Here is a 22,200-nt window from a genome sequence, read left to right on the forward strand (position 1 = left end):
GACGGTCAAACGGGCATTTTTATGGTGGTTCATCCGGGCTCTTTGGGGTCTGGAGAGGTGTGGTAACCACCATTTTCCAAAGATGTCCCGGATGAACAACGTACAGAGAGATCACAACTAACAGTCGACTCTACCCCGTCGGGTGTCGCCCGCCGCCGGCCGCGTGCGCAGCCGCGCCTATCGTCATTACCAGCGGTCATGTGGGTGGCCGGATGTTACGGCTGGGTGACGCGATCGCGCCTGTCGCACCAGGTGAACAGGCCCTTGAATGGAAGCGTGTTTCCGGCCCACCCCCACGAGCCCCCATGCCTGCCGCCCACGCCCCTGTCCTGAGCACTCTCGCTGTTCTGATCACAGCCATCCTCGCCGCTTCGCCCAGCCATGCCGCTGAAGCCGATGCGGATCCTGCTGCCGCCGCTGCGACGGCCAACGTGGCCGCGTCCACGCTGGATGCGGTGGTGGTGACCGGCTCGCGCACCAGTACGCGTACGGTGAAGAACAGTTCCACGCCGATTGACGTGATCTCCGCCGAAGACCTCACCGCTACCGGCCAGGCCAACCTGCTGGAAGCACTGCAGCGCGCACTGCCGTCGCTCAGCCAGATTGGTGGCTACCAGAGCGACCAGGAGAGCCTGATCCGTGGCTACCAGCTGCGCAACCTGTCGCCCGGCTACACGCTGGTGCTGGTGAACGGCAAGCGCCGCAATGCCAGCGCTTACGTGAGTGGCGCAAACGGTGGTGGCTTTCCGGGCCACGCCTGGGCCGACCTGGCGTTGATTCCGGTCTCGGCCATCGACCACGTGGAGGTGCTGCGCGATGGTGCGTCGGCCATCTATGGTTCGGACGCGATCACCGGCGTGGTCAACGTGATCCTGAAGTCGCAGGCGCACGGTGGCGAGCTCGCCGTGGAAAGCGGGCAGAGCATCGACGGTGATGGCTCGCGCACCAGCGTGCGTGCCAACGTTGGCCTGCCGTGGGGTGCCGATGGCTTCGTCAACCTCTCCGGCGAGACCACCCGCCAGCATCATGCGATCCGCACCCGCCGCTACATCGATGGCTATCTGAGCTACCCGGCGGTGGATGGTAGCGGCAATCTGGTCGCACTGCGCCCGAACAACCGGTTGCCGGCCGGCGCATCGCCGAACCCGGCCGAAGCCAGCCGCAATGCCGAGGCCAACACCATCCTCAGCTCCCCGTCGTATGCGCTGAAGGCGTTCGCGGTGAACGTGGGCCATGGCCTGGGCGAGAGCGCGCAGTTCTACGCCAACGCCACGGCCAGCGATCGCACCGCGCAGGCAATCCAGAACTTCCGCCTGCCGGCGACCATCTTCACCACCTACAAGGCGCCCGGGGTGCTGAGCGTGTTTCCCGATGGCTTCCTGCCCGTGCTGGAAACCAAGGAGAAGCAGTACACCGGCACTGCGGGCGTGAGAGGGCAGGTGGCAGGCTGGGACTACGACGCCAGCCTGACCGGCAACCGCAGCACGGTGCGCACCTATACCCGCAATTCGGTGAACTACTCGCTGCCGTATCCCGGTTCGCCCACTGACTTCTATGACGGCAAGCTGGACTACCAGCAGGGGATCGCCAACCTCGACCTGCGCCGTGGCTTCGAGGTGGCCGCCTTTGCGTCGCCGCTGGAAGTGAGCGCAGGCGCCGAGTACCAGCACGAACAGTACGAACGCGGGGCCGGGCAGTGGGAGTCGTACACCGGCTTCGGTGCCGCGGCGTTCGTGGGCTACTCCACCGCCGATGCGGTGAAGGCGACGCGCAACAGCAAGGCGGTCTATGTGGGCGCGGCCAGCAACATCACCTCGCGCTGGTATCTGGATGCGGCCGCGCGCTGGGAAGACCATTCCGACTTCGGCAGTGTCTCCACTGGCCGCCTGACCACGCGCTTCGACTTCACCGACGCGTTGGGTGTACGCGCGACGGTCAGCAACGGCTTCCATGCGCCCAGCCTGGGCGCACAGTTCTACCAGGCCACGGGCAGTTGCCCGTGCGGGACCACGCTGGTGGCGCAGGTGTCTTCACCGGCGGCCGTTGCGCTGGGTGCTACGCCGCTGAAGCCCGAGAAAGCCACCAACTACAGCCTGGGCGTGACCTGGGACCCGAGCCCGGCGTTCCACTTGGCCGTGGATGCCTACCAGATCGACATCCGCGGCCAGCTCGGCCAGTCCAGCCAGATTGGCTACAACGCGCAGGATCCTGCACGCGTCACCGACAACAGCGGCACGGTGCTGAGCGCGGCGCAGAAGAACACCATCGATGCGCTGCTCGGGTCGGCCGGCATCAGCATCCTGCCGGGTGATGCGTTCTACGCCAGCTACTTCACCAACGTGGGCAATACCCGTACGCGCGGCGTCGAGCTGACCGTGGAAGCGAACCAGGAAACGGCCTGGGGCAAGCTGCGCTGGAGCTACGCGGCCAACGTGGGGCGCACCACCATCCAGAAGATCAGCGACATTCCGGCGGCGCTGCAGGGGCTGCCGAACATCAACCTGTTGACCAAGAGCAGCGAGTACGCGCTGCGCTTCCGTACGCCCAGCTACACGCAGGTGGCGGGGTTGGGCTGGCAGAACGGGCGCTGGCGCTCGAACGTCGACTTCACCTACTACGGCCCGATCAAGCGCCTGAACAACGGCGTGGAGTACAAGCAGCCGCCGGTGCTGGTGACCAATCTCTCCGGTGCCGTGGAACTGGGCGCAGGCTGGAGTGCGGCGCTGGGCATCAACAACGTGTTCGACAAGCGCACGCGCAAGGTGCCGGAGTACGCGCGCAGTGCCACCGATGTGGCGAGCATCGAGACGACCTGGGACAACGGCGACGTGTTGAGCAACGTCGGCGCGTACTGGTACGGGCGGGTCAGTTACCGGTTTTGAGGTTCACGCCAAAGGCGGCCGGACGTGGTTCGGCATCATCGAGGAGCATTTCATGTCTTCTGCATTGAAGGTGGTGGCAGTGGTGGGATCACCGACCAGCTCGGCGACGTCGCGCACGTTGCTGCTGGTGCGGCACTTGTTGGCGTCGTTGCAGCAGCGGGTGCATGCCAGCGTGGAGCTGGTGGAGCTGGCGCCGATCGCGCGTTCGCTGGGGCAGTCGCTGTCGCGCGATGAAGCGGAGCCAGCCGTAGAGCAGGCACTGCAGGCAATCGAGGCGGCCGGTCTGCTGGTGGTCGCGGCACCGGTGTATCGCGGTTCCTATCCCGGGTTGTTCAAGCACCTGGTCGATTTCATCGGGCTGGAAGCGCTGGTGGATACGCCGGTGCTGCTGGCGGCGACCGGTGGCAGCGAGCGCCATGCGTTGGTGATCGACCACCAGTTGCGGCCGTTGTTCAGTTTCCTGCAGGCGCACACGCTGCCGATCGGGGTGTATGCCACGCCTGCCGACTTCGATGGCGAGCAGATCAACAGTGCAGCCTTGCAGGCGCGCATCGCACTGGCGGCCGAGCGCGCGGCAGGGCATCTGGCTTCGCAGGCGCTGGCGGTACCGGCGCCGCTGCGAAGGATCGCCTGACGGCATAACCGGCGGCGCTTTGCTTATGGCCAAGGCGCATCTGCATGGCCGGATCTGACCGCCGATTGTCGCCTGGCATCGCCGTGCCGACCGCCGTCATCTCTAGCATCGATATCGAAGCGGCATCGCATTGCCGCCCCCCGATGAGGACGACCCCGTGAGTCTGAACGCAACCGACAAGCCCATCCTGTTCCTGCTCGACCGTGAGTTCGAGGACGGACAGATTCCCGGCCAGCGCTTCTTCTGCCGGCACAGCCTGTTGCTGGAAGGTGCGCTGTCGAGCATCGACGGCCTGGACGCGCAGCTGGACGTGCGCCGCATCGGTTTCGCACGGCCGCGCCGGGAGGTGATCGCCGAAATCGGCGAGCAGGACCAGTCGCTGCCGAAGCTGGTGCTGCCGCAGGGCGTGCGCAGTGACCTCGCGAGTGGCGTGCACCAGGACCGCCAGTACATCTCCGGTGCCGAACCGATCCTGGCCGCGCTGAACGGGTTGCTCGGCATCCCCGTGGCCCATCCCTGAGCGAGGACGCGACCATGAGCTATCAGATCAGCGTGTTGGACAAGAGCCCGGTGGCCGAAGGCGCCTTGCCGGAGCAGGCGCTGCGCAACAGCCTGCAGCTGGCGCAGCGCGCCGAACAGCTGGGCTATCACCGCTACTGGTTTGCCGAGCACCACGCCGCGCCGACGTTGGCCAGCCCCGCACCGGAAGTGCTGGCCGCCTGGGTGCTGGCGCAGACCCGGCGCATCCGCATCGGCAGTGGTGGGGTGATGCTGCGCCACTACGCGCCGTACAAGGTGGCGGAGAACTTCAACCTGCTGGCGGCGCTGGCGCCAGGGCGCGTGGATCTGGGCGTGGGCAAGGCGCCCGGCGGCCTGCCGGCATCTGCCGCTGCATTGGCAGCGGGGCGGCCGGCGTTCACCGACTTCGACCAGCAACTGCGCGATCTTGAGGGCTATCTGTCCGGCGCCGACGCCGATGTGCTGGCGCGGCCGATTCCGCAGCAGGCGCCGGAGCGCTTCCTGCTCGGTGCGAGCCCGCAGAGTGCACGGCAGGCGGCCGAGCTGGGCTGGCGTTTCGTCTACGCCGCGCACTTCGACGGCGACCCGAAGCACATCGAGGCCGCGTTCGACGCCTATCGCAGCGTCTCCTCGCAGCCACCGCTGCTGGCTACGGTGGCCTTCGCCGCACCGACTGCTGAAGCCGCAGCGCGTCATATCGGTGCGCTACGCGTCTACAAGCTGCACCTTGGTCCCGGGCAGACGGTGAACCTGCCCAGCCCCGAAGCGGCTGCCGAGTACGCACGCCAAGTGGGCGTGGCCAACTTCCGCATCGAGGAAACACGCCCGAGCGTGTTGTCCGGCGATGCGCAGCACGTGCGCGGCGAACTGGACGCGCTGCACCGGCGCTTCGGCGTGGGTGAATTCATCCTCGATGCGCCGGTGGCCGACCTCGACGCACGCCTGACATCCCTTGAACTACTGTCGCCCGCGCCGCGCGCGGCGGTGGCCTGACCTGCAGGAGCGATTCCCATGAGCACCACCCCGCGCCACATTCCGTTCGGCATCATGCTGCAGGGCCCCGGCAGCCACATGCATGCCTGGAAGCATCCATCCAACCCGGCCGACGCCAGCGTCAACCTGCAGTTCTACATCGACATTGCGCGCACCGCCGAGGACAACGGCATCGCCTTCGGCTTCGTGGCCGATGGCCTCTACATCAACGAGAAGTCGATTCCGCACTTCCTCAACCGCTTCGAGCCGATCTCGCTGCTCTCGGCGCTGGCCACGGCAACTAAGAAGATCGGCCTGGCCGGCACGCTGTCGACCTCGTACAGCGACCCGTTCACTGTCGCCCGCCAGTTCGCCTCGCTGGATCTGCTCAGTGGCGGTCGTGCTGGCTGGAACGTGGTGACCTCACCGTTGGAAGGTTCGGGTCGCAACTATGGCCGGCCGCACCCGGAGCATGCGCTGCGCTACCAGATCGCCGACGAGTATCTGGAGGTGGTGCAGGGGCTGTGGGATTCCTGGGATGACGATGCCTTCGTGCGCGAGCGCGACAGCGGTACGTTCTTCGCGCCGGAGAAGTTCCGCCGCCTCGACCACAAGGGCCGCTTCTTCCAGGTGGAAGGCCCGCTGAACATCCAGCGTTCGCCACAGGGCCAGCCGATGATTTTCCAGGCGGGTTCTTCCGATGATGGCATCGCGTTGGCCGGCAAGTACGCCGATGCGGTGTTCACCCATTCGCCATCGCTGGAAGAAACCCGCGCGTTCACCCAGAAGGTGAAGAACTCGGCGATCGCGCACGGCCGCAGCGGCAACGACGTGAAGATCTTCCCGGGCATCGGCCCCATCGTCGGCCGCACCGCCGAGGAGGCCGAAGCCAAGTACCAGGCGATTGCCGCGCTGGCCACGCTGGAGGACGCGCTGGCCTATCTCGGCCGCTTCTTCGACCACCATGACTTCAGCCAGTACGACCCGGATGCACCGTTCCCGGAGCTGGGTGACATCGGCAGTAACTCATTCCGTTCCACCACCGACCGCATCAAGCAGGATGCGCGTGAGAAGGGGCTGAGCCTGCGCCAGGTGGCGCTTGAAGCGGTGAGCCCGCGACCAAACTTCATCGGCACGCCGGAGCACGTGGCCGATGAGCTGATCCGTTGGTTCGACGCCGGTGCCAGCGACGGCTTCATTCTCGGCTTTGCCGCACAGCGCGAAGGCCTGGATGATTTCGTGACCCAGGTGCTGCCGATCCTGCAGGCCCGCGGCTACCACCAGCGTGAGCTGCAGGGGCAGACCCTGCGTGAGCATCTGGGACTGCCGTACAAGGCCAGCCGGTATGCGGCCGATGCCGAACCGGCGCGGAAGGCGGGGTAGGGCGATGAGCGGAGAGAATTCGGTAGCGCCCGGCCATGCCCGGCGAGACCCCGCGTCCATCGGCGTGCTGCCCGAAATCGCGGCACGCGCCGAGGCGGCCATCGCGATCCGCCATGACCTGCACCGGCATCCGGAGCTGGCCTTCGAGGAGCACCGCACCAGCGCCCGTGTGGCCGAGCTGCTGCAACAGTGGGGCTATGAGGTCACCACCGGGCTCGGTGGCACCGGTGTTGTCGGCACGCTGCAACGCGGGCAGGGCGGCCGTCGTCTCGGCCTGCGCGCCGACATCGATGCACTGCCGATCCACGAAGACTCGGGGCTGGCCTACGCCAGCCAGAACGAAGGGCTGATGCATGCCTGTGGCCACGATGGGCATACCGCCATCCTGCTGTCCGCCGCGCATTACCTGGCCCATCACGGCAATATCGACGGCACCCTGCAGCTGGTGTTCCAGCCGGCCGAGGAGACGGGTTCGGGCGCATCGAAGATGATTGCCGACGGCCTGTTCGAGCGCTTCCCGGTGGACGCGATCTATGGCCTGCACAACTGGCCGGGCGTGCCGGTGGGCCACTTCGGCTTTGTCGATGGCCCGGCGATGGCGTCGGTGGACTGGGCACGGCTGAAGGTGATCGGAAAGGGTGGCCACGGTGCCGAGCCGCAGGGCAGCGTGGATCCGATCCTGGTCGCCGCGCACATCATCACTGCGCTGCAGAGCGTGGTGTCGCGCAATGTCGATCCGCGGCAGATGGGCGTGGTCACCGTCGGCTCGATCCACGGCGGCCAGGCCGCCAATGTGATCCCGGACGTGGTCGAGCTGAAACTGACCGTGCGCGCTTACCTGCCGGAGGTACGCGACACCCTGCGGCGCCGGGTCACCGGGATTGCCGAGCAGACCGCTGCCGCGTTCGGTGCGCGCGCCGAGATCGAGTTCCCGCGCGGTTTCCCCAGCGTGATCAACCACCCGCAGCAGACTGCCTACATCCGTGAGGTGGCGCTGCAGGGCTTCGGCAGTGAACATGTAGTGCCCGAATTCGCGCCGCGCACCGCCAGCGAGGATTTCGCCTTCCTGCTGCAGGCGCGGCCGGGCAGTTTCGTGTTCGTCGGCAACGGCGACAGCGCGCCGCTGCACAGCCCGCGCTACGTGTTCAACGACGCCGCAATCGCACCCGCCGCCAGCCTGTGGGCACGGCTGGCCGAAGACTATCTGGTGAAGGACGTGGCATGAGCAGCAACGAACGCTTCTTCTACACCTCGGTGGATGATCCGCTGGCACGGCCTCTGTTCGATGGCCTGGAACAGGAGTACGACAGCCGCTACGCCGACGTGCGCCGACGCATCGGCGGCAGCGCCCGCGAGGAACTGCAGCGCTACCCGGCGCAGGCCTTTGCTGCCCCGGTAGGTGCCTTCGTGCTGCTGCTGCGCGATGGCGTGGCGATCTCCGGCGGCGCGTTCATGCCGCACCGCGATCCGGATACCGCCGAGTTCAAGCGGATCTGGACGCTGCCCGGGCTGCGTCGCCAGGGCATCGCGCGGCGCGTGCTGCAGGAGCTGGAAGACCAGGCGGCGCGGCAAGGATACCGGCGGGTGTTCCTGACCACCGGCTTCCGCCAGCCTGAAGCGGTTGGCCTGTACCTCAGCCATGGTTACACCGCGCTGTTCGATCTGGATGCGGATCCCGAAACCATTGCGCACCTGCCGTTCGAAAAGCACCTGCGGGCACCGGCGCCCGTCATCGTGCCTGCGCAGACCCAGCTGCAAGGAGCCCACGCGTGAGCACGCCTTCGACCGCGCTGGATGGCATTGCAACCCGGCCGGCGCCAGCACCGGCGCTGAAGATCGTGCCGGCCCGGCATCCGCTGCAGGTGTTTGGCACAGTACTGGCACTGGCGCTGATCCTGATCGGGCTGCAGTCCGTACTGGGTAATCCGCGCTGGGGCTGGGGCACCTTCGCTGAGTGGTTCTTCGCACGCCCGGTGCTCGAGGGCCTGGGCCGCACGCTGCTGCTGACCGCACTCGGTACCGGCCTCGGTTTCGCGCTGGGCACCCTGCTTGCGCTGGCACGGGTGTCCGGCTCACCCCTGTTGTCGGCGGTGTCGTGGGGCTATGTGTGGTTGTTCCGCTCGATCCCGCTGCTGGTGTTGCTGCTGCTGCTGAACAACCTGGGCTATCTGTACAGCACCATCGAGCTGGGCGTGCCGTTCACCGGCATCAGCCTGTTCTCGTACCCGACCACGCAGCTGATCGGTGTGTTCACCGCCGCGGTGCTGGGCCTGACCCTGAACCAGGCGGCGTTCTCGGCCGAGGTGATCCGCGGTGGCATCCTCTCGGTCGACCATGGCCAGTACGAGGCGGCAGCGGCACTTGGACTGCCGCGTGGCCGCCAGGTGCGCCGCATCATCCTGCCGCAGGCAATGCGTTCGATCCTGCCGGCCGCGTTCAACGATGTGATCGGCCTGGCCAAGAGCACCCCGGTGGTCTACGTGCTGGCGCTGCCGGAGCTGTTCTACACCGTGCAGGTGATCTACCGCCGCAATCTGGAAGTGGTGCCATTGCTGATGGTGGCCACGGTCTGGTACCTGGTGATCCTGACCGTGTTGTCGCTGCTGCAGCGGCGCGTGGAGCAACGCTTCGCGCGCGGCCAACTGCAGCGCGAGCGCTCGGTGTCGCGGGTGTCGTCACCGGTGCGGACATCCAGTGATGCCGCACCGCGCGTAGTCAATCGCCCGCGCATCGCCGCGCAGGTTGAAGCGGGCGAGGGCGCTGCGGTGTCGCTGCATGGTGTGGGCAAGGTGTTCGGCGAGCAGCCGGTGCTGGAAGACGTGAACCTGGAGCTGCGCGCTGGAAGCGTGACGGTTCTGATCGGCCCGTCCGGCGCCGGCAAATCCACGCTGCTGCGGCTGATCAACCACCTGGAACGCGCCGACAGCGGCTATGTGACCGTGGGCGGCCAGCTGATCGGCTACCGCCGCGATGGCGACACCCTGTACGAACTGCCCGAGCGCGAGATCCGTCGCCGTCGTGCCGAAGTGGGCATGGTGTTCCAGGGCTTCAACCTGTTCCCGCACCTGACCGCATTGGAGAACATCATCGAGGCGCCAATCGCGGTGCGCGGTGTGCCGCGCGCGCAGGCCGAGCAGCAGGCGCACACGCTGCTGGAGCGGGTCGGCCTGGCCGACAAGGCCGATGCGTTCCCGCGCCAGCTGTCCGGTGGCCAGCAGCAGCGCATCGCGATTGCCCGCGCGCTGGCGCTGCAGCCGAAGGTGCTGCTGTTCGACGAACCGACCTCGGCGCTGGACCCGGAGCTGGTGGCTGAAGTGCTGAGCGTGATCGAAGAACTGGCCCGCTCCGGCACCACGCTGGTGATCGTCACCCATGAGCTGAGCTTCGCCCGCCGCGTGGCCGACCACGTGGTGATGATGGACCAAGGCCGGGTGATCGAGCAGGGCACGCCCGAGGCCCTGTTCGAGCGCCCGCGCCAGCAACGCACCGCCGATTTCCTCGCCAAGACCCTGTAACCCCGGAAGGAACACCATGAGCCCTGCAGCACCGCGTCGTCCCTCGCGCAGCACCCTGTTGATCGCAGGGGTGCTGGTCATCGGCATCGCCGGCATCGTCTACTCGCGCGTGCGCCAGGCCCCGGATGTCGGCGCCGTGGCCGCGACCAGCCTGGCCGGCGCGAACACCGCCATCCTGAAGGGCACGCTCGACCCGAAGGCGCAGGCCCTGATTCCGGCTGGCTACCGCTTCGTCACGCCGGGGGCGTTCACCGTGGCGACTCATCCGGGGCAGCTGCCGCTGGCCGACTACGGCGCCGACAGCAAGGACGTGGTCGGCATCGAGCCGGACATCGCGCGCCTGATCGCCGATGCGCTGGGCCTGAAGCTGGTGATCGTGCCGGTGGCCTGGGCCGACTGGCCGCTGGGGCTGGAATCGGGCAAGTACGATGCGGTGCTGTCGAACGTGACGGTCACCGAGGAGCGAAAGAAGAAGTTCGATTTCTCCAGCTACCGTTACGACCTGCTGGGCATCTACACGCGCACTGATGGGCCGATCCAGAAGATCGAAAAGCCGGCCGACGTTGCCGGGCTGAAGGTGGTGGTCGGTGCCAGCACCAACCAGGACCAGATCCTGCGGCAGTGGGACCAGCAGAACATCGCTGCCGGCTTGAAGCCGGTGGAGTACCAGTACTTCGATGACGCGGTGGTCGGCCGGTTGGCGGTGATCACCGGGCGGGCCGATGTCTCGTTCGAGCCCAATGCCACTGGCGCGTACTCGGCACGCGACGGCAGGGTGCGGCGCGTGGGCCTGTTCCCCGGCGGATGGCCGAACGCTGCGGCGATCTCGGTGACCACCCGCAAGGGCAGCGGCCTGGCTGATGCGGTGACGCAGGCATTGAACACCCAGATCGGCAGCGGCACCTATGCGCAGGCGCTGAAACGGTGGAATGTGGCCGAGGAAGCCGTGCCGCAGTCGCAGACCAACCCGCCGGGGTTGCCGACGCTGCAATGACACCGGGCGTGGCCCGGCGCTACCCATGCATTGCCGCGGGAGTAGATCCACGCCATGCGTGGATGCTCCTGTAGAGCCGAGCCATGCTCGGCTGCTCTACCAACGAGCCTCCAGCGTCCTGAACGGTTTCGCCAGCCGCACACCCTCGGCATCGAAGTCGGAAACGCTACGCCCATCCACGCGCACCGTCTTCGGCATCGTGCGCTCCGGCCACCAGACCTTCACTGCCGTCCCGCTGCGCAGCCCATCGCCCAGCGAGACCGTCAGCGTGCCGTCGCGCTGGCGCGCCTGCATCTGCAGCGTGCCATACGCTGTTGGCAGGCGTTCCACCGCCAGCCCATCGCCAGCCACCCACGACGGGGGCGTGCCCGGCAGCAGCGACAACGCATCATCGTCCTCGCGCATCAACATGCCGAACAGCGTGCGGCCATACTCGGCACCAATCCAGGTATGCGGCATGTCGCCCAGGTAGCGGGGGAAACGCAGCCGCGAGTGCACGACCTCGGCCAGTACCTGCCACTCAAGCGGGCGCCGATCATGCAGCAGTCCCTGCAGCAGCTCATCGGCAACCTGCGGTTGGCCCAGGTGCACATAGCTCAGCACGTTGCGGATCTCATACGGCGTATAGGCGTACAGCGCATCGGGCTGGCTGCGCTTGCGCACATCCTCCAGATAACGCGCGAAGGTGGTCCGCAGTGCCTCGGCGGGCAGCACGCTCTGCGCACCGGTGGGGGCCAGTGCGATCGATACGCCGGCTGGATCGCCATCGCCCAGGTCGGCCGAGGAGGGAATGAAGTCGATGCCCTTCCACGCCATCGTCGCCTGGATAGAGGCGTGCAGCGCGTCGTAGAGCAGCTTGTATTGCTCGCGCGCCCAGGCAGCAGTCTCGTGGTCGCCCAGTGCCTCGGCCAGCCACGCGCCGTCGTGCCAGCCCTTCAGTCCCCAGTAGTCATCCCAGTAGCTGTGGGTGGGCGACGGATAGCCCTCATGGCTGATCGACGGCGCAAGGATGCCCGCGAATCGCTCCGGCGCCGGTTGGTCGGCCTTGTAGCCGGGTACCAGCGTGCGCTCGCGCAGTTCCTGCAGGAAGCGCAGCGCCGCTTTCACTCTCGGCAGATAGGCACGTACCGACTCGGGCCCGCCATCGAGGCGCGCGACATCGGCCACCAGCGTGACGTACTGGCCCTGGCTGTCGTACTCGATGTCCGATCCAAAGCCGGTGTTGACACTGCCATCGTCGTTGAGGATCGGCGAGACCAGGCCGTTGGCATGCACGCCGTGTTCGCTGTACCAGGCCAGGTAGTCGCGCGCGACGCGTGCTTCGCCCATGCGCAGCAGCACCGCCGAGGTGGCCATGCCGTCGCGGATGAAAGAGCGGTTGTAGTTGCGGGGCCCGGGCTGCATCGCCGGGCCGGTCTGGTTGATCAGCATGTAGGCGGCCTGCGCGCGCAGCATGTCGACCAGCGAAGGATCGGGCAGGCGCAGCCCGACCTGGCCCAGCCGTGCCTGCCAGTCCGCGGAGGCCTGCGTGGCCAGGGAATCGAACGCCGTATTGGCATCGCGGGGCAGCGTGGCCAGATCGAGCGCAGGCGCTTCGGGCAGTGCGCCCTTGCTATCGGCGGCGGCAGTACCCAGCGGGAACGCGACCACGATGGCATCGCTGGCGCCCGGCGCCAGTGACACGCGGTAGTTCAACGCAGCCGAGGCAAGACCCTCGTCGTCGCGCGCCTGTTGCGTGGAGGGCAGCTGGCCGGCAGCGAGGGTCGCGGTGATTTCCGTTGCGCCATCCCTGCCAAACGGCGCCGCGCCGAACGCAGTCACCGGCGTGAGCGACTGCAGCAGCGTGCGTCCATTGATGCGCACGGCCTGTCCATCGATCGCCACATCGCGGATGGGTGACAGCCCGCCGTTCTGCCACGGTGGATTCATCTGCATCGGGCGCACGATCAGGCTGAGCGTGCCGTCGATCCTGGTGCCGCCGGTGTTGCGCAGGCGATGACGCAGGAACGTTACCGGCTGGCCGTTGCGCTCGATGGCGAACACTTCACTGCGCAGCTCCAGGCCGGGTTGCGGTGACCAGGTAGCGGAGGGCATCGGCTTCCAGCCGTCCCGCAATGCATGCTGCACGTTCTGCCCGGCCGCACCCGCAGTGCTCCCGTCGGCGCTGCGCCAGATCGGCTGCACCAACGGCGCGCCCTTGAAGGCTTCCAGGTTTCCGTACTCGTCGAAGATCGATTTCTGTCGCCCGGCATGCACGCCGACGGCGGTCCAATAGGTCTGCTGCATCTGCAGTGAGGCTGGGAACAACGGGCGCTGCGCGCCGCTGGCGGCGATCTGGTACTGCTTCATCGGTGTCATCACGGCTTTCGGGCCGAGCAGGCGCAGGCGTGCCACCTTTGGTGCAGATCCATCCACGCTCAGGCGGAATGCACGCACGGCCTGTGCGGCATTGGCGGCCAGCCAGCTCTGGCGGTGGCTGGCCGCCTGCGCATCGTGCGCGAGGTCCTGCCACCGGCCCTGTGCATCCTGAACCTGCAATCGGGCAGGGCCGCGGCTGCCATCAGCCCAGTCGACCACCAGACCAGCCGTCGATTGAGCCTGCGGCAGCGTGATCTCTAACGCATGGGATCCATTTGTCCCGGCCGGCATCGGGACGGTGCCGCCGCCTTGCCAGAGCGCGGCTGCCTGCGCTGCATCGATACCGCTGATGCGTGCGCTGAGCGTGCCGTCCAGCGGCTCCATCTCGAAGATCGACACGCCCCAGTCGGAGGTGCGCTGCGGGCTGGCCAGCCGCAGATAGCGCGCCTGCCGCGGCGCGAAGTACAGCGTTTCCACATTGCCCAGTGAATCGGCCATCGTGTACGCGGTCTGCCACTGCGTGCCATCCAGTGAGGTCTGTAGCGAATAGCCTTCCGGATTGGAGACATCCCAGGTGAGGCGCGCGCCGGACAGCAGGGTGGGCGCGCCCAGGTCGATCTGGAACCAGTGGCCGGGGCTGAAGGCGCCGCCGGTCACGGTCTTCGGGTCGCCGTCGATCAGGTGGCCGATCGCCATCGCCGGTACCTGTTGCGATGAACTGCTGGCCTGCCATTGGCTGCGCGGGGTGAGGGTCTGTGCCTGTGCGCTGGAGACCAGGGCGGCCAACAGCAGGGCCGCGGCAAGGCGCAACGGGAAAAGCGGGGTGGAGACCTTGGAGCGTTCGGCGCGCAACGTCATTACGGACAGCCTCGCAGGTTCGACCGGAATCGGGCGAGCGCTACGCTAGCAAGGGATGTAATCGGTTACATGACGCACTGCAGCGCCGCTGGACGCTGGCCCCGCCATCACGGGAGGGCTGACGGATGTGGCTCTGGACGTGTAGCGCGGATTGGCTAGGGTCACATCGCAAGTCTTTTAGTTTGGTTGTCATTTGACAACTTACGTGAGCCGTGTGCAGACTATGGAGAACAAGGAATGTCTCGAGCGCGTCATCCAGACAAGGACATCGAAGCGGCGTTGCAGTTCGCGGAGGACCGTGGGTGGAGGCTCCGTATGGCGTGCGGCCATGCGTGGGGCCGGATGTATTGCCCTTACAACGACACCGATTGCCGATGCGGGGAGTTCTGCATCGTGAGCGTCTGGAGCACGCCGCGAAGCGGCAGCCATCATGCAAGGGCCTTGCGGCGTGTGGTCGAGAACTGCAGTCGTGAGCAATGAGATCAGGCTTCGTCAGAAGCGAAGGGGTCAATCATGGAATTCAACTTCACCCTGAAGTACCGCTTGCCGGACACAGGCAATGAAATCGGCGTCCTCGAGCAGCGCCTGGCCGAAGGCGGCTGTGACGACGCGCTTGTGGGCCTTGGGCTGCCGGGACGGCTGGCCCTGGCGTTCTGCCGCGAAGCAGACAGCGCAGGGGCTGCCCTGCGTTCGGCGCTGGACGATGTGCAGCGGGCCGTGCCCGGTGCCGAACTGGTTGAAGTGAGCCCCGATCTGGTGGGGCTCACTGACGTCGCAGACCTGCTCGGAATGTCGCGCCAGAACATGCGGAAGCTCATGCTGGCCAACCCGCAGTCGTTTCCGTCCCCCGTGCATGACGGCTCGACCTCGATCTGGCATCTGGTCGACATTCTCGGTTGGCTGCGAGCGCGCGGCAGCGGGAAAGTCACGACGGAAATGACCGAGCTCGCCGCCGCTGCGCTGCAGATCAATCTGGCCCGGGAAGGGCGCAGGCTTCACCCGAAGACGTAGCAGCGGCCAGAATCGGAGCCCATCGCATTACAGCTCCACCGTCTCCCACCATCGCGTACCCGCCTGCGGCGCCTGCATGTCCAGTGCTTCGCCCATCATCGGCGTGGCCACCGGCACATTCTTTGCGGCCGCCAATGCCGTGATGCGTTCGAACGGCTGCTGCCATGCGTGCAGGGCCAGATCGAAGGTGCCATTGTGGATCGGCAGCAGCCACTTGCCGCGCAGGTCCAGGTGCGCCTGCAGCGTCTGTTCCGGCTGCATGTGCACGAACGCCCAGCGCGGATCGTAGGCACCGGTCTCGATCATGGTCAGGTCGAACGGACCGTATTTTTCGCCGATGGCCTTGAAGCCATCGAAGTAGCCGGTGTCACCGCTGAAGAAAATGCGGAAATCATCGTCCTGGATCACCCATGACGCCCACAGGCTGCGATCACTGTCGCCCAGTCCGCGGCCGGAGAAATGCTGGCCGGGGGTGGCGGTCAGGCGCAGGCCATTGGCCTCGGTCGATTGCCACCAGTCCAGCTGTTCGACCTTGCTGGCGTCCACGCCCCAGGCGATCAGCTGGTCGCCGACGCCGAGCGGTGCAATGAAGCGCGCGGTCTTGCCGGCCAGCTGCATCACCGCTGCGTGGTCGAGGTGGTCGTAGTGGTTGTGCGAGAGGATCACGCCGGCGATCGGCGGCAGATCGTCGATGCTGATCGGCGGCGCATGGAAGCGGGCCGGGCCCATCCACTGCACCGGCGAGGCGCGCTCGGAGAACACCGGGTCGGTCAGCCAGTACTGGCCGCGCAGCTTCAGCAGGATCGTAGAGTGCCCCAGCCGGAACAGGCTGCGGTCCGGCGCGGCGTCCAGTGTGGCGCGGTCCAGCGGCTGCACTGGAATCGGGTGCGCGGGCACGGTGCCCTTGGGTTTGTTGAAGAGGAACGTCCACCAGATCTCCAGGCCGTCGCGCAGGCCCATCGCTGGACGGGGCAGGGCATTGCGGAACTTGCCATCACGGTACTGCGGCGACTCGGGGAAGTCGGGGAGGGACCAGGACTTGCAGAAGGTGTAGGCGGTCACGGCGAGGATTCCAAGCAGGAGGACAAGGAGCAGGCGCTTCATGGGTGACGTCCGCTGAGTACACTGCACAGTGTAGTTTCGGGTTTTCCAAAAGTACACTGCCGAGTGTAAAATGGAAGCATCCGTTCAGTTATCCGGTTCCCGCCATGCCCCGTGCCCCGCAACGCCTGACCGACCGCAAACGCGAAGCCATCGTGCGCGCGGCGGTGGAGGAATTCCGTGCATCGGGCTACGAGGCGACCAGCATGGACCGCATTGCAGAGGCAGCCGGGGTCTCCAAGCGCACCGTCTACAACCACTTCCCGAGCAAGGAAGCGTTGTTCTCGATGATCCTGGAGGAACTGTGGGAACGCAGCGTGGCCAGCGATGCATTGCCGTACCGCGCCGACCAGCCGCTGCAGGCGCAGCTGCTGCAGTTGCTGGGACAGAAGCTGGAACTGCTCAGCGATGCCAACTTCATCGACCTGGCGCGGGTGGCGATGGCCGAGATCATCCATTCACCGGAGCGGGCGCAGGCCATCGTCTGCCGCATGGGCGAGAAGGAAAGTGGCGAGAGCGCATGGATCCGTGCAGCAATCGCCGATGGCCGGTTGCGCGAGGTCGATCCGGAGTTCGCCGGCCACCAGTTGCACGGGCTGGTGAAGAGCTTTGCATTCTGGCCACAGGTGACGATGGGGCAGGCACCGTTGAACGCACAGGAGCGTGCACGCGTGGCCGAATCGGCGGTGGCGATGTTCCTGGGTTTCTACGCGGTCTAGCTGGCGGCGAAGCGGCGGAATTCGTCGGCCGGCAGCGCTGCCGAATACAGATAACCCTGGCCGACATCCACGCCCAGTGCGCGCAGCTGCTGCTCCTGCGCCAGGGTTTCGGTACCTTCGGCCACCACGATCGCACCGCAGCGGTGCGCGACTTCGACGATGAAGCGCACGATCGACTGCGACTTGGCGTCGGACAGCGTGGCGATCAGTGCCTGCTCGATCTTCACCTCGGCGATGGCCAGCTGCGAGAGCAGGATCAGGGTTGAATAGCCGGCACCGAAATCATCCAGTGACAGGGTGACCTCCGCCGCCAGCAGCTGTGCGATGTTGGCATCGACCACGTCGCGCTCGACGATCTCGGTCCATTCGACGATCTCCAGGCGCAGCATCACGCCGGGCACATCGTGCAGTGCCAGCAGTTCCTGCAGGCGCAGGCCGAAGTCGGGCAGGCGCAGTGACTCGGCCGAAACGTTCACGGCGATCTTCAGCTGCGTGCCATCGCGTCGGCACTGCTGCAGAAAGTGGATGGCCGATTGCAGCGTGGCCCATTCCAGTTCAGCCAGCCGCCCCTGCCGGCGCAGCAGCGAGATCACCCGCATCGGCGCGATCAGCCGGCCCTCGCCGTCGCGCATGCGCAGCAGTGCTTCGGCGCCGACCAGTTGGCGATCCTGCAGACGATGCTTGGGCTGGTAGCACAGCGGTGCGTCGCCCTGCTGCAGCCAGCGTTCGAGGGCGACTTCGATCAGGGCGTCGATCTCGCTGTCGCGCTGGATCGGGTCGTCGAAGAACACGACGCCGGATTCGATCGCACTCAGTGCAACGGTGATCGCACGGAACGGAAGATGTCCTTCGTCGGCATCTACGGGGGGCTTCAATTCGACTACTGCACAGCGGAACAGCGGCCGGAAACCGGGCCAATCGCGGCCGACCTGCTCGGCCAGGTTGCTGGCCAGCTCGGTGATCTGCGGTTGCGTGCGCAGATCGGACAAGGCCAGGTCGCGCACCAGGATCGCCAGCGCGGCATCGCCGAACTGGTAGATCTCCAGTTGCGTGGCCGGCAGCGAGGGCAGCAGCCGATGTACTTCTTCGGTGCTGTCGCGCTGCCAGATACCGTTGTCCTGCAGCGGACCATAGCGCAGGCGCAGATCGCGCAGGTTGCCCATCTCGGCCACGATCAGGCAGGCCTTGCCGATGCCGTCGTTGTCGCGCCAGTAATGCTGCAGGCGTTCGCCGAGCGCACGCATGTTGGGCAGGCCACTGATCGGATCGATGCGCAGCCAGGCCTGTTCGCGCTGGCGTTGTGCATCGATCTGCGCATCGTTGTAGACCAGTGCGAACACCGCGCCGAGCATCAGCAGTGATAGTGGCAGTGCCAGCAGGCGCTGGATTGCCAACTCCTCCACGGGCAGCTGATGGGCGCCGATGATTGCTACCCCCAGTGCCAGGCCCAACGCAGTGACGACGATACGAACGCCCCAGGCCTGCAGGATCAGGCGCAGCGAGAGTTCATTGAGCATGCGCGGGTGCAGGCGCCTGCGCAGCCAGACGCCGGCCAGCATCTGCAGCGTGGCCTCGAGGCCGGCAGGCAGGAAATACTGGGTGCCGGCGAACTGGTAGCGGGCCAGCAGGCTGGCGCCCAGGCAGGCCAGGCCACCGCGCCAGCCGCCGAGCAGGCCGCTGACCAGCAGGATGTCGAAACCCAGGTGGAGCTTGACCACGCCCTGGCTGTAGCGGGCCACGAACCAGGAATTGAACAGGTAGATCAGGCCCAGCGCCACGCCCACATACAGGCGGCGGCCTTCAATGGCGTGGCCGGCGCGGCGGGTGGCGATCAGCAGCACGCCGATCATGCCGATCACCGCCGTGGCCTGCAGCAGGTACAGCGGCAGGCTGGGCAGGGCGCTGTCCAGGACCTGGGCCGAAACCCGTGAAAGCGCATCCATAGCAGGTTCCCGCCTGTGACCGACGGCCAGTGACGAGCAGCGTAGTCGCAGCAGAGCGCAGGTTCAATTGCAGCGGTCGTTTCCGGGAAGGAGGTGTTCGGCCATGAAATCGACAAACACCCGAACACGCGGCTGCTGATGGCGATGGCTTGGCCAGAGGGCCCAGAAGGTGCTTCGCTCGGTGCTCCATGGGTCCAGAACGCTGACGAGCGAACCGCGGTCCAGCGCATCACGCGTGGCGAAGTCGGGCAGGCACGCAATGCCATGGCCATCGATGGCCATGTGCAGGATCGTCTCAAGATGATTGGCGGTCATTGCGGCAGTCAGCCGGGTTTCAGCGCCTCCCTCACGTGCGGGCAGTGGCCAGCGTTCGATCAGGCCGGTGCCGGGAAAGCGATGGAGAAGGCATGCGTGGCCGCTCAGGTCATCCGGGTGCTGCGGCGTACCGCGTCTGGCGAAGTAGGCAGGCGCGCCCACACACAACAACCGGGTACTGCCGAGGTTGCGGCCGTGCAGCCGGGAGTCGGCGGGGCTGCCTGTGCGGACGACGGCATCGAAGCCTTCCTCGATGACATCGACCATGCGGTCGCTGAAGTGCAGGTCGAGTTCGATGGCGGGGAAGCGCTGCGCAAACGCCGAAAGCACCGGCAGCATCAGACCGCTGGCGAGTGGAAGACTGACCTTCAGACGACCGCTGGGCGCGGCGTGGGCATCGGTCAGTTCGCGTTCTGCCGCGGCGACCTCGATCATGATGCGGCGGCAGCGTTCAAGGAACTGCTCGCCTTCGGCAGTCAGGCTGACGCTGCGGGTATTGCGATTCAGCAGGCGGGCGCCCAGGCGCTCTTCCAGCCGGGCGATGGTCTTGCTTGCGGCCGAAGGGGTGATGCCACGCTGTCGTGCTGCGGCCGCGAAGCTGCGTGCCTCGGCGACCAGAACGAAGAGGCTGAGACCGGCAAAGCTGTCCATGACGTGACCATTGATGACGTTGTTGTCATTAAAGCATGGAGCGAATGACGGATTCTTACGCAATAGCGTCGTCGATAGCATCAATGCGGTGGCGCTTGGCCACGCTCGAGTTTCATCGACATGTCTGTTGCCTCTGCTGAGACGGCCGGATCATCACGCTTTGGCGTGGTGCTGGCAGGCTGTCTGACGGCGCTCACCATTCCCTTGAGCATTGCCAGCCCTGCCGTGGGCATTCTTGCCATCCGGGACGCGCTGGGCGGTTCCCCTGCGGCGTTGTCCTGGATCATCAACGCCTATCTGTTGACCTACGGCTGCACCACGCTGGTGGCCGGTGGACTGGCCGATCTGCATGGCAGGCGCCGGATCTGGATTCTGGGCGGCGCGTTGTTTGCACTCGTCACCGGCCTGATTCCCTTGATGCCCGATGTGGCGTGGATCAATGTCCTGAGACTGCTTCAGGGGATGGCGGCGTCGGCAGCGTTTGCCGGCGCGATGGCGTCGCTGGCGCAGGTGTTCGACGGCCAGGCGCGGGCAAGGGTGTTCAGCCTGATCGGCACCACTTTTGGTGCAGGGGCCGCAGGCGGTCCGCTGCTGGCGGGCGGGTTGATCGATGCGCTGGGCTGGGAATGGGTGTTCTTCCTGCCTGCGTTGCTGGCGGCCCTGACCGTACCGCTGGTCGCCCTGTCATCCGCCGAATCGAGAAACGCCGGTTCGCCACGCCTGGATTGGCTGGGGGCCATCACCTTCATGCTGGCGCTGGGCTCACTCACCTACGCCATGATCGTGGTGCCGGAACGTGGCCTGCTGCATCCGCAGACGCTGGTACTGCTGGCGCTCTCGGTGGTGCTGCTGGGCGTGTTCATTGCCGTTGAGCGCTCCCATCGAACACCGCTGCTGGATCTCGGGCTGTTCCGCAACCGGCGTTTTGTTGGCGTGCAGATTCTGGCCGCTGCCCCTGCGTTCTCCTACGTCGTCCTTCTGGTCGTGCTGCCGGCTGGCTTCATCGGTGTTGAAGGACTGCGACCCACCGAGGCTGGACTGGCGATGGCAGCGCTGTCTGCACCCTTGCTGGTTGTTCCCCTGGTTGCCGGCTACCTGCTGCGCTGGATTCCGGCGCGGACGCTGTGCTGTGCGGGCCTGCTGATCGGTGCGCTTGGGCTGGCATGGCTGGCGCAGGTGTTCCAGTTCCCGTCGGTGCGCTGGATGCCGATGCTGGTCATCGGAATCGGCATCGGCCTTCCCTGGGGGATCATGGATGGCCTGGCGGTCAGCGTGGTCGGCAAGGAGCAGGCCGGCATGGCCGCTGGCATCTTCAATGCGATGCGACTGGCAGGCGATTCCATTGCCCTCGCGCTTGTCGGCATCATGCTCTCGGCCCGGATTGGCGGGGACATGATGCTGGAGGCCGGCGTCGTGGCCCGTGCCGCCGTGCACAGGCTGTCCATGGGCGACCTTGGCGGAGCGGTGGAGGCATTGCCCGGCGTTTCGAGAACGGCGCTTGCCCAGGCATACATGGAGGCCGTCCGTGGCCAGCTGTTTGTCCTGTCGATGGCAACCGTGCTGACCGCCATCGTGCTTGGGTACCTGTTGCGCGAAGAGGTCGAGCCTGGCCTGAGCAGGGGTAGTCAGTAGCGCGGGTCGGCGATGGCCGGCAGCACCAGTTCGCGCACGAAGCCGGACGGTGACAACTGCAGCAGCGCGCGCACCATCGCAACGACGTCGTGCACCGGCACCAGTTCACCGTCGCCGCGCCCTGCGGCCTCTGCCACCGGCACCGACAGCGCATCGTCGGTGTTGAGGTAGCCCAACTGCAGGCTGGTCACCGCCAAGCGCCGATCGCGGAAACCCTCACGCAGTGCATCGGCGATGCCGTTGAGTGCGAACTTGGATGCACCGAACGCCACTTCCGGGCGGCCGCTGCGCGGCAGTGCCGAGGTCGAGCCGGTCAGCACCAGCTGTGGGCGTGGCGCGCCCAGCACCTGCGGCAGCAGGCGCTGCAGCAGCACCAGAGTCGCGGTGATGTTGACGTCGACCAGCCGGGTGAGCGCGGTATCGCTCTCGTCGAGGAAGGCGTACTCGTCGCTGAAGGCGGTCTCTTCCCAGATGCCCAGGTTGTGGATCAGCACATCCAGATCGGCCGGTGCCTGCGCTGCGATGTGATTGGCAGCCAGGGTGGGTTGGGACAGATCGGCCTCGATCCACTGCAGGGTGACACCCTCGGGGCATTCAAGGTCGCGCGGACGGCTGCGCGAAACGCCGATGACGGTGTCGCCCGCACTGCACAGGCCTTCCACGAACGCCCGACCCAGGCCCCTGCTGGCGCCGATGACCATCAATTTCATGTT

Annotated in this window: 17 protein-coding genes; 12 read left to right on the top strand and 5 right to left on the bottom strand. The window is 66.5% G+C overall.

Annotated features, from left to right (window positions below; all coding sequences use genetic code 11):
• Positions 1–305: 305 nt before the first annotated feature.
• The 9 genes from AC5P5R_RS21415 to AC5P5R_RS21455 all read left to right on the top strand — a co-directional run bounded on the left by AC5P5R_RS21415 (position 306) and on the right by AC5P5R_RS21455 (position 10,899).
• Positions 306–2,882, top strand: coding sequence for a TonB-dependent receptor plug domain-containing protein (locus tag AC5P5R_RS21415; RefSeq protein WP_043035035.1), 2,577 nt, complete (start codon positions 306–308; stop codon positions 2,880–2,882).
• A gap of 52 nt (positions 2,883–2,934) precedes the next feature.
• Positions 2,935–3,516, top strand: coding sequence for an FMN reductase (gene msuE, locus AC5P5R_RS21420; protein ID WP_024956916.1), 582 nt, complete (start codon positions 2,935–2,937; stop codon positions 3,514–3,516).
• A 157-nt stretch (positions 3,517–3,673) separates the two neighbouring features.
• Positions 3,674–4,036: a DUF3088 family protein gene (locus tag AC5P5R_RS21425; protein ID WP_099497614.1), complete on the top strand. Its 363-nt coding sequence runs from the start codon at positions 3,674–3,676 to the stop codon at positions 4,034–4,036.
• Positions 4,037–4,050: 14 nt separating this feature from the next.
• Entirely contained in the window at positions 4,051–5,028 is a 978-nt protein-coding gene (locus AC5P5R_RS21430; protein WP_100438438.1) for an MsnO8 family LLM class oxidoreductase, read from the top strand.
• Positions 5,029–5,046: 18 nt separating this feature from the next.
• Positions 5,047–6,390: an LLM class flavin-dependent oxidoreductase gene (locus AC5P5R_RS21435; RefSeq protein ID WP_100438439.1), complete on the top strand. Its 1,344-nt coding sequence runs from the start codon at positions 5,047–5,049 to the stop codon at positions 6,388–6,390.
• A gap of 4 nt (positions 6,391–6,394) precedes the next feature.
• Positions 6,395–7,615, top strand: a complete 1,221-nt coding sequence (locus AC5P5R_RS21440) for a M20 aminoacylase family protein (RefSeq protein ID WP_032966685.1) — start codon at positions 6,395–6,397, stop codon at positions 7,613–7,615.
• On the top strand, positions 7,612–8,163 hold the full coding sequence (locus AC5P5R_RS21445) for a GNAT family N-acetyltransferase (protein WP_005409345.1): 552 nt from the start codon (positions 7,612–7,614) through the stop codon (positions 8,161–8,163). Before AC5P5R_RS21440 ends, AC5P5R_RS21445 begins: the two co-directional genes overlap by 4 nt.
• On the top strand, positions 8,160–9,905 hold the full coding sequence (locus AC5P5R_RS21450; RefSeq protein ID WP_164281750.1) for an amino acid ABC transporter permease/ATP-binding protein: 1,746 nt from the start codon (positions 8,160–8,162) through the stop codon (positions 9,903–9,905). Before AC5P5R_RS21445 ends, AC5P5R_RS21450 begins: the two co-directional genes overlap by 4 nt.
• Positions 9,906–9,921: 16 nt before the next feature.
• Entirely contained in the window at positions 9,922–10,899 is a 978-nt protein-coding gene (locus AC5P5R_RS21455) for an ABC transporter substrate-binding protein (protein ID WP_100438441.1), read from the top strand.
• Between the two features lie 96 nt (positions 10,900–10,995).
• Here the strand turns inward: AC5P5R_RS21455 and AC5P5R_RS21460 are convergent, their stop codons facing one another.
• Positions 10,996–14,115, bottom strand: coding sequence for a discoidin domain-containing protein (locus tag AC5P5R_RS21460; protein ID WP_111722974.1), 3,120 nt, complete (start codon positions 14,113–14,115; stop codon positions 10,996–10,998).
• Between the two features lie 513 nt (positions 14,116–14,628).
• On the opposite strand from AC5P5R_RS21460, the gene AC5P5R_RS21465 reads away from it, so the two are divergent.
• A complete protein-coding gene (locus AC5P5R_RS21465; RefSeq protein WP_012479990.1) occupies positions 14,629–15,126 on the top strand; it encodes a helix-turn-helix transcriptional regulator in 498 nt (165 codons plus the stop codon).
• Between the two features lie 27 nt (positions 15,127–15,153).
• Here AC5P5R_RS21465 and AC5P5R_RS21470 read toward each other — a convergent pair whose 3' ends face one another.
• The gene (locus tag AC5P5R_RS21470) at positions 15,154–16,230 is read right to left on the bottom strand and encodes an MBL fold metallo-hydrolase (protein WP_059034253.1); all 1,077 of its coding nucleotides are present in this window, start codon (positions 16,228–16,230) and stop codon (positions 15,154–15,156) included.
• 104 nt (positions 16,231–16,334) lie between these two features.
• Between AC5P5R_RS21470 and AC5P5R_RS21475 the strand changes: the two genes are divergently transcribed.
• Positions 16,335–16,946 (top strand): TetR/AcrR family transcriptional regulator, encoded by a 612-nt coding sequence (locus AC5P5R_RS21475; protein ID WP_012479992.1) that lies wholly within the window; start codon positions 16,335–16,337, stop codon positions 16,944–16,946.
• Here AC5P5R_RS21475 and AC5P5R_RS21480 read toward each other — a convergent pair.
• The gene (locus AC5P5R_RS21480; protein WP_044570022.1) at positions 16,943–18,889 is read right to left on the bottom strand and encodes an EAL domain-containing protein; all 1,947 of its coding nucleotides are present in this window, start codon (positions 18,887–18,889) and stop codon (positions 16,943–16,945) included. The two genes, AC5P5R_RS21475 and AC5P5R_RS21480, sit on opposite strands and share 4 nt — an antisense overlap.
• 63 nt (positions 18,890–18,952) lie before the next feature.
• Positions 18,953–19,855, bottom strand: coding sequence for a LysR substrate-binding domain-containing protein (locus tag AC5P5R_RS21485; RefSeq protein WP_012479994.1), 903 nt, complete (start codon positions 19,853–19,855; stop codon positions 18,953–18,955).
• Between the two features lie 120 nt (positions 19,856–19,975).
• Here AC5P5R_RS21485 and AC5P5R_RS21490 point away from each other — a divergent pair, with 120 nt between their 5' ends.
• Positions 19,976–21,487, top strand: coding sequence for an MFS transporter (locus AC5P5R_RS21490; protein ID WP_164281749.1), 1,512 nt, complete (start codon positions 19,976–19,978; stop codon positions 21,485–21,487).
• Here AC5P5R_RS21490 and AC5P5R_RS21495 read toward each other — a convergent pair.
• On the bottom strand, positions 21,481–22,197 hold the full coding sequence (locus AC5P5R_RS21495; RefSeq protein WP_012479996.1) for an SDR family NAD(P)-dependent oxidoreductase: 717 nt from the start codon (positions 22,195–22,197) through the stop codon (positions 21,481–21,483). The genes AC5P5R_RS21490 and AC5P5R_RS21495 overlap by 7 nt on opposite strands.
• Positions 22,198–22,200: the final 3 nt, after the last annotated feature.

The organism is Stenotrophomonas sp. YJH_SMC_19 (assembly GCF_059367915.1).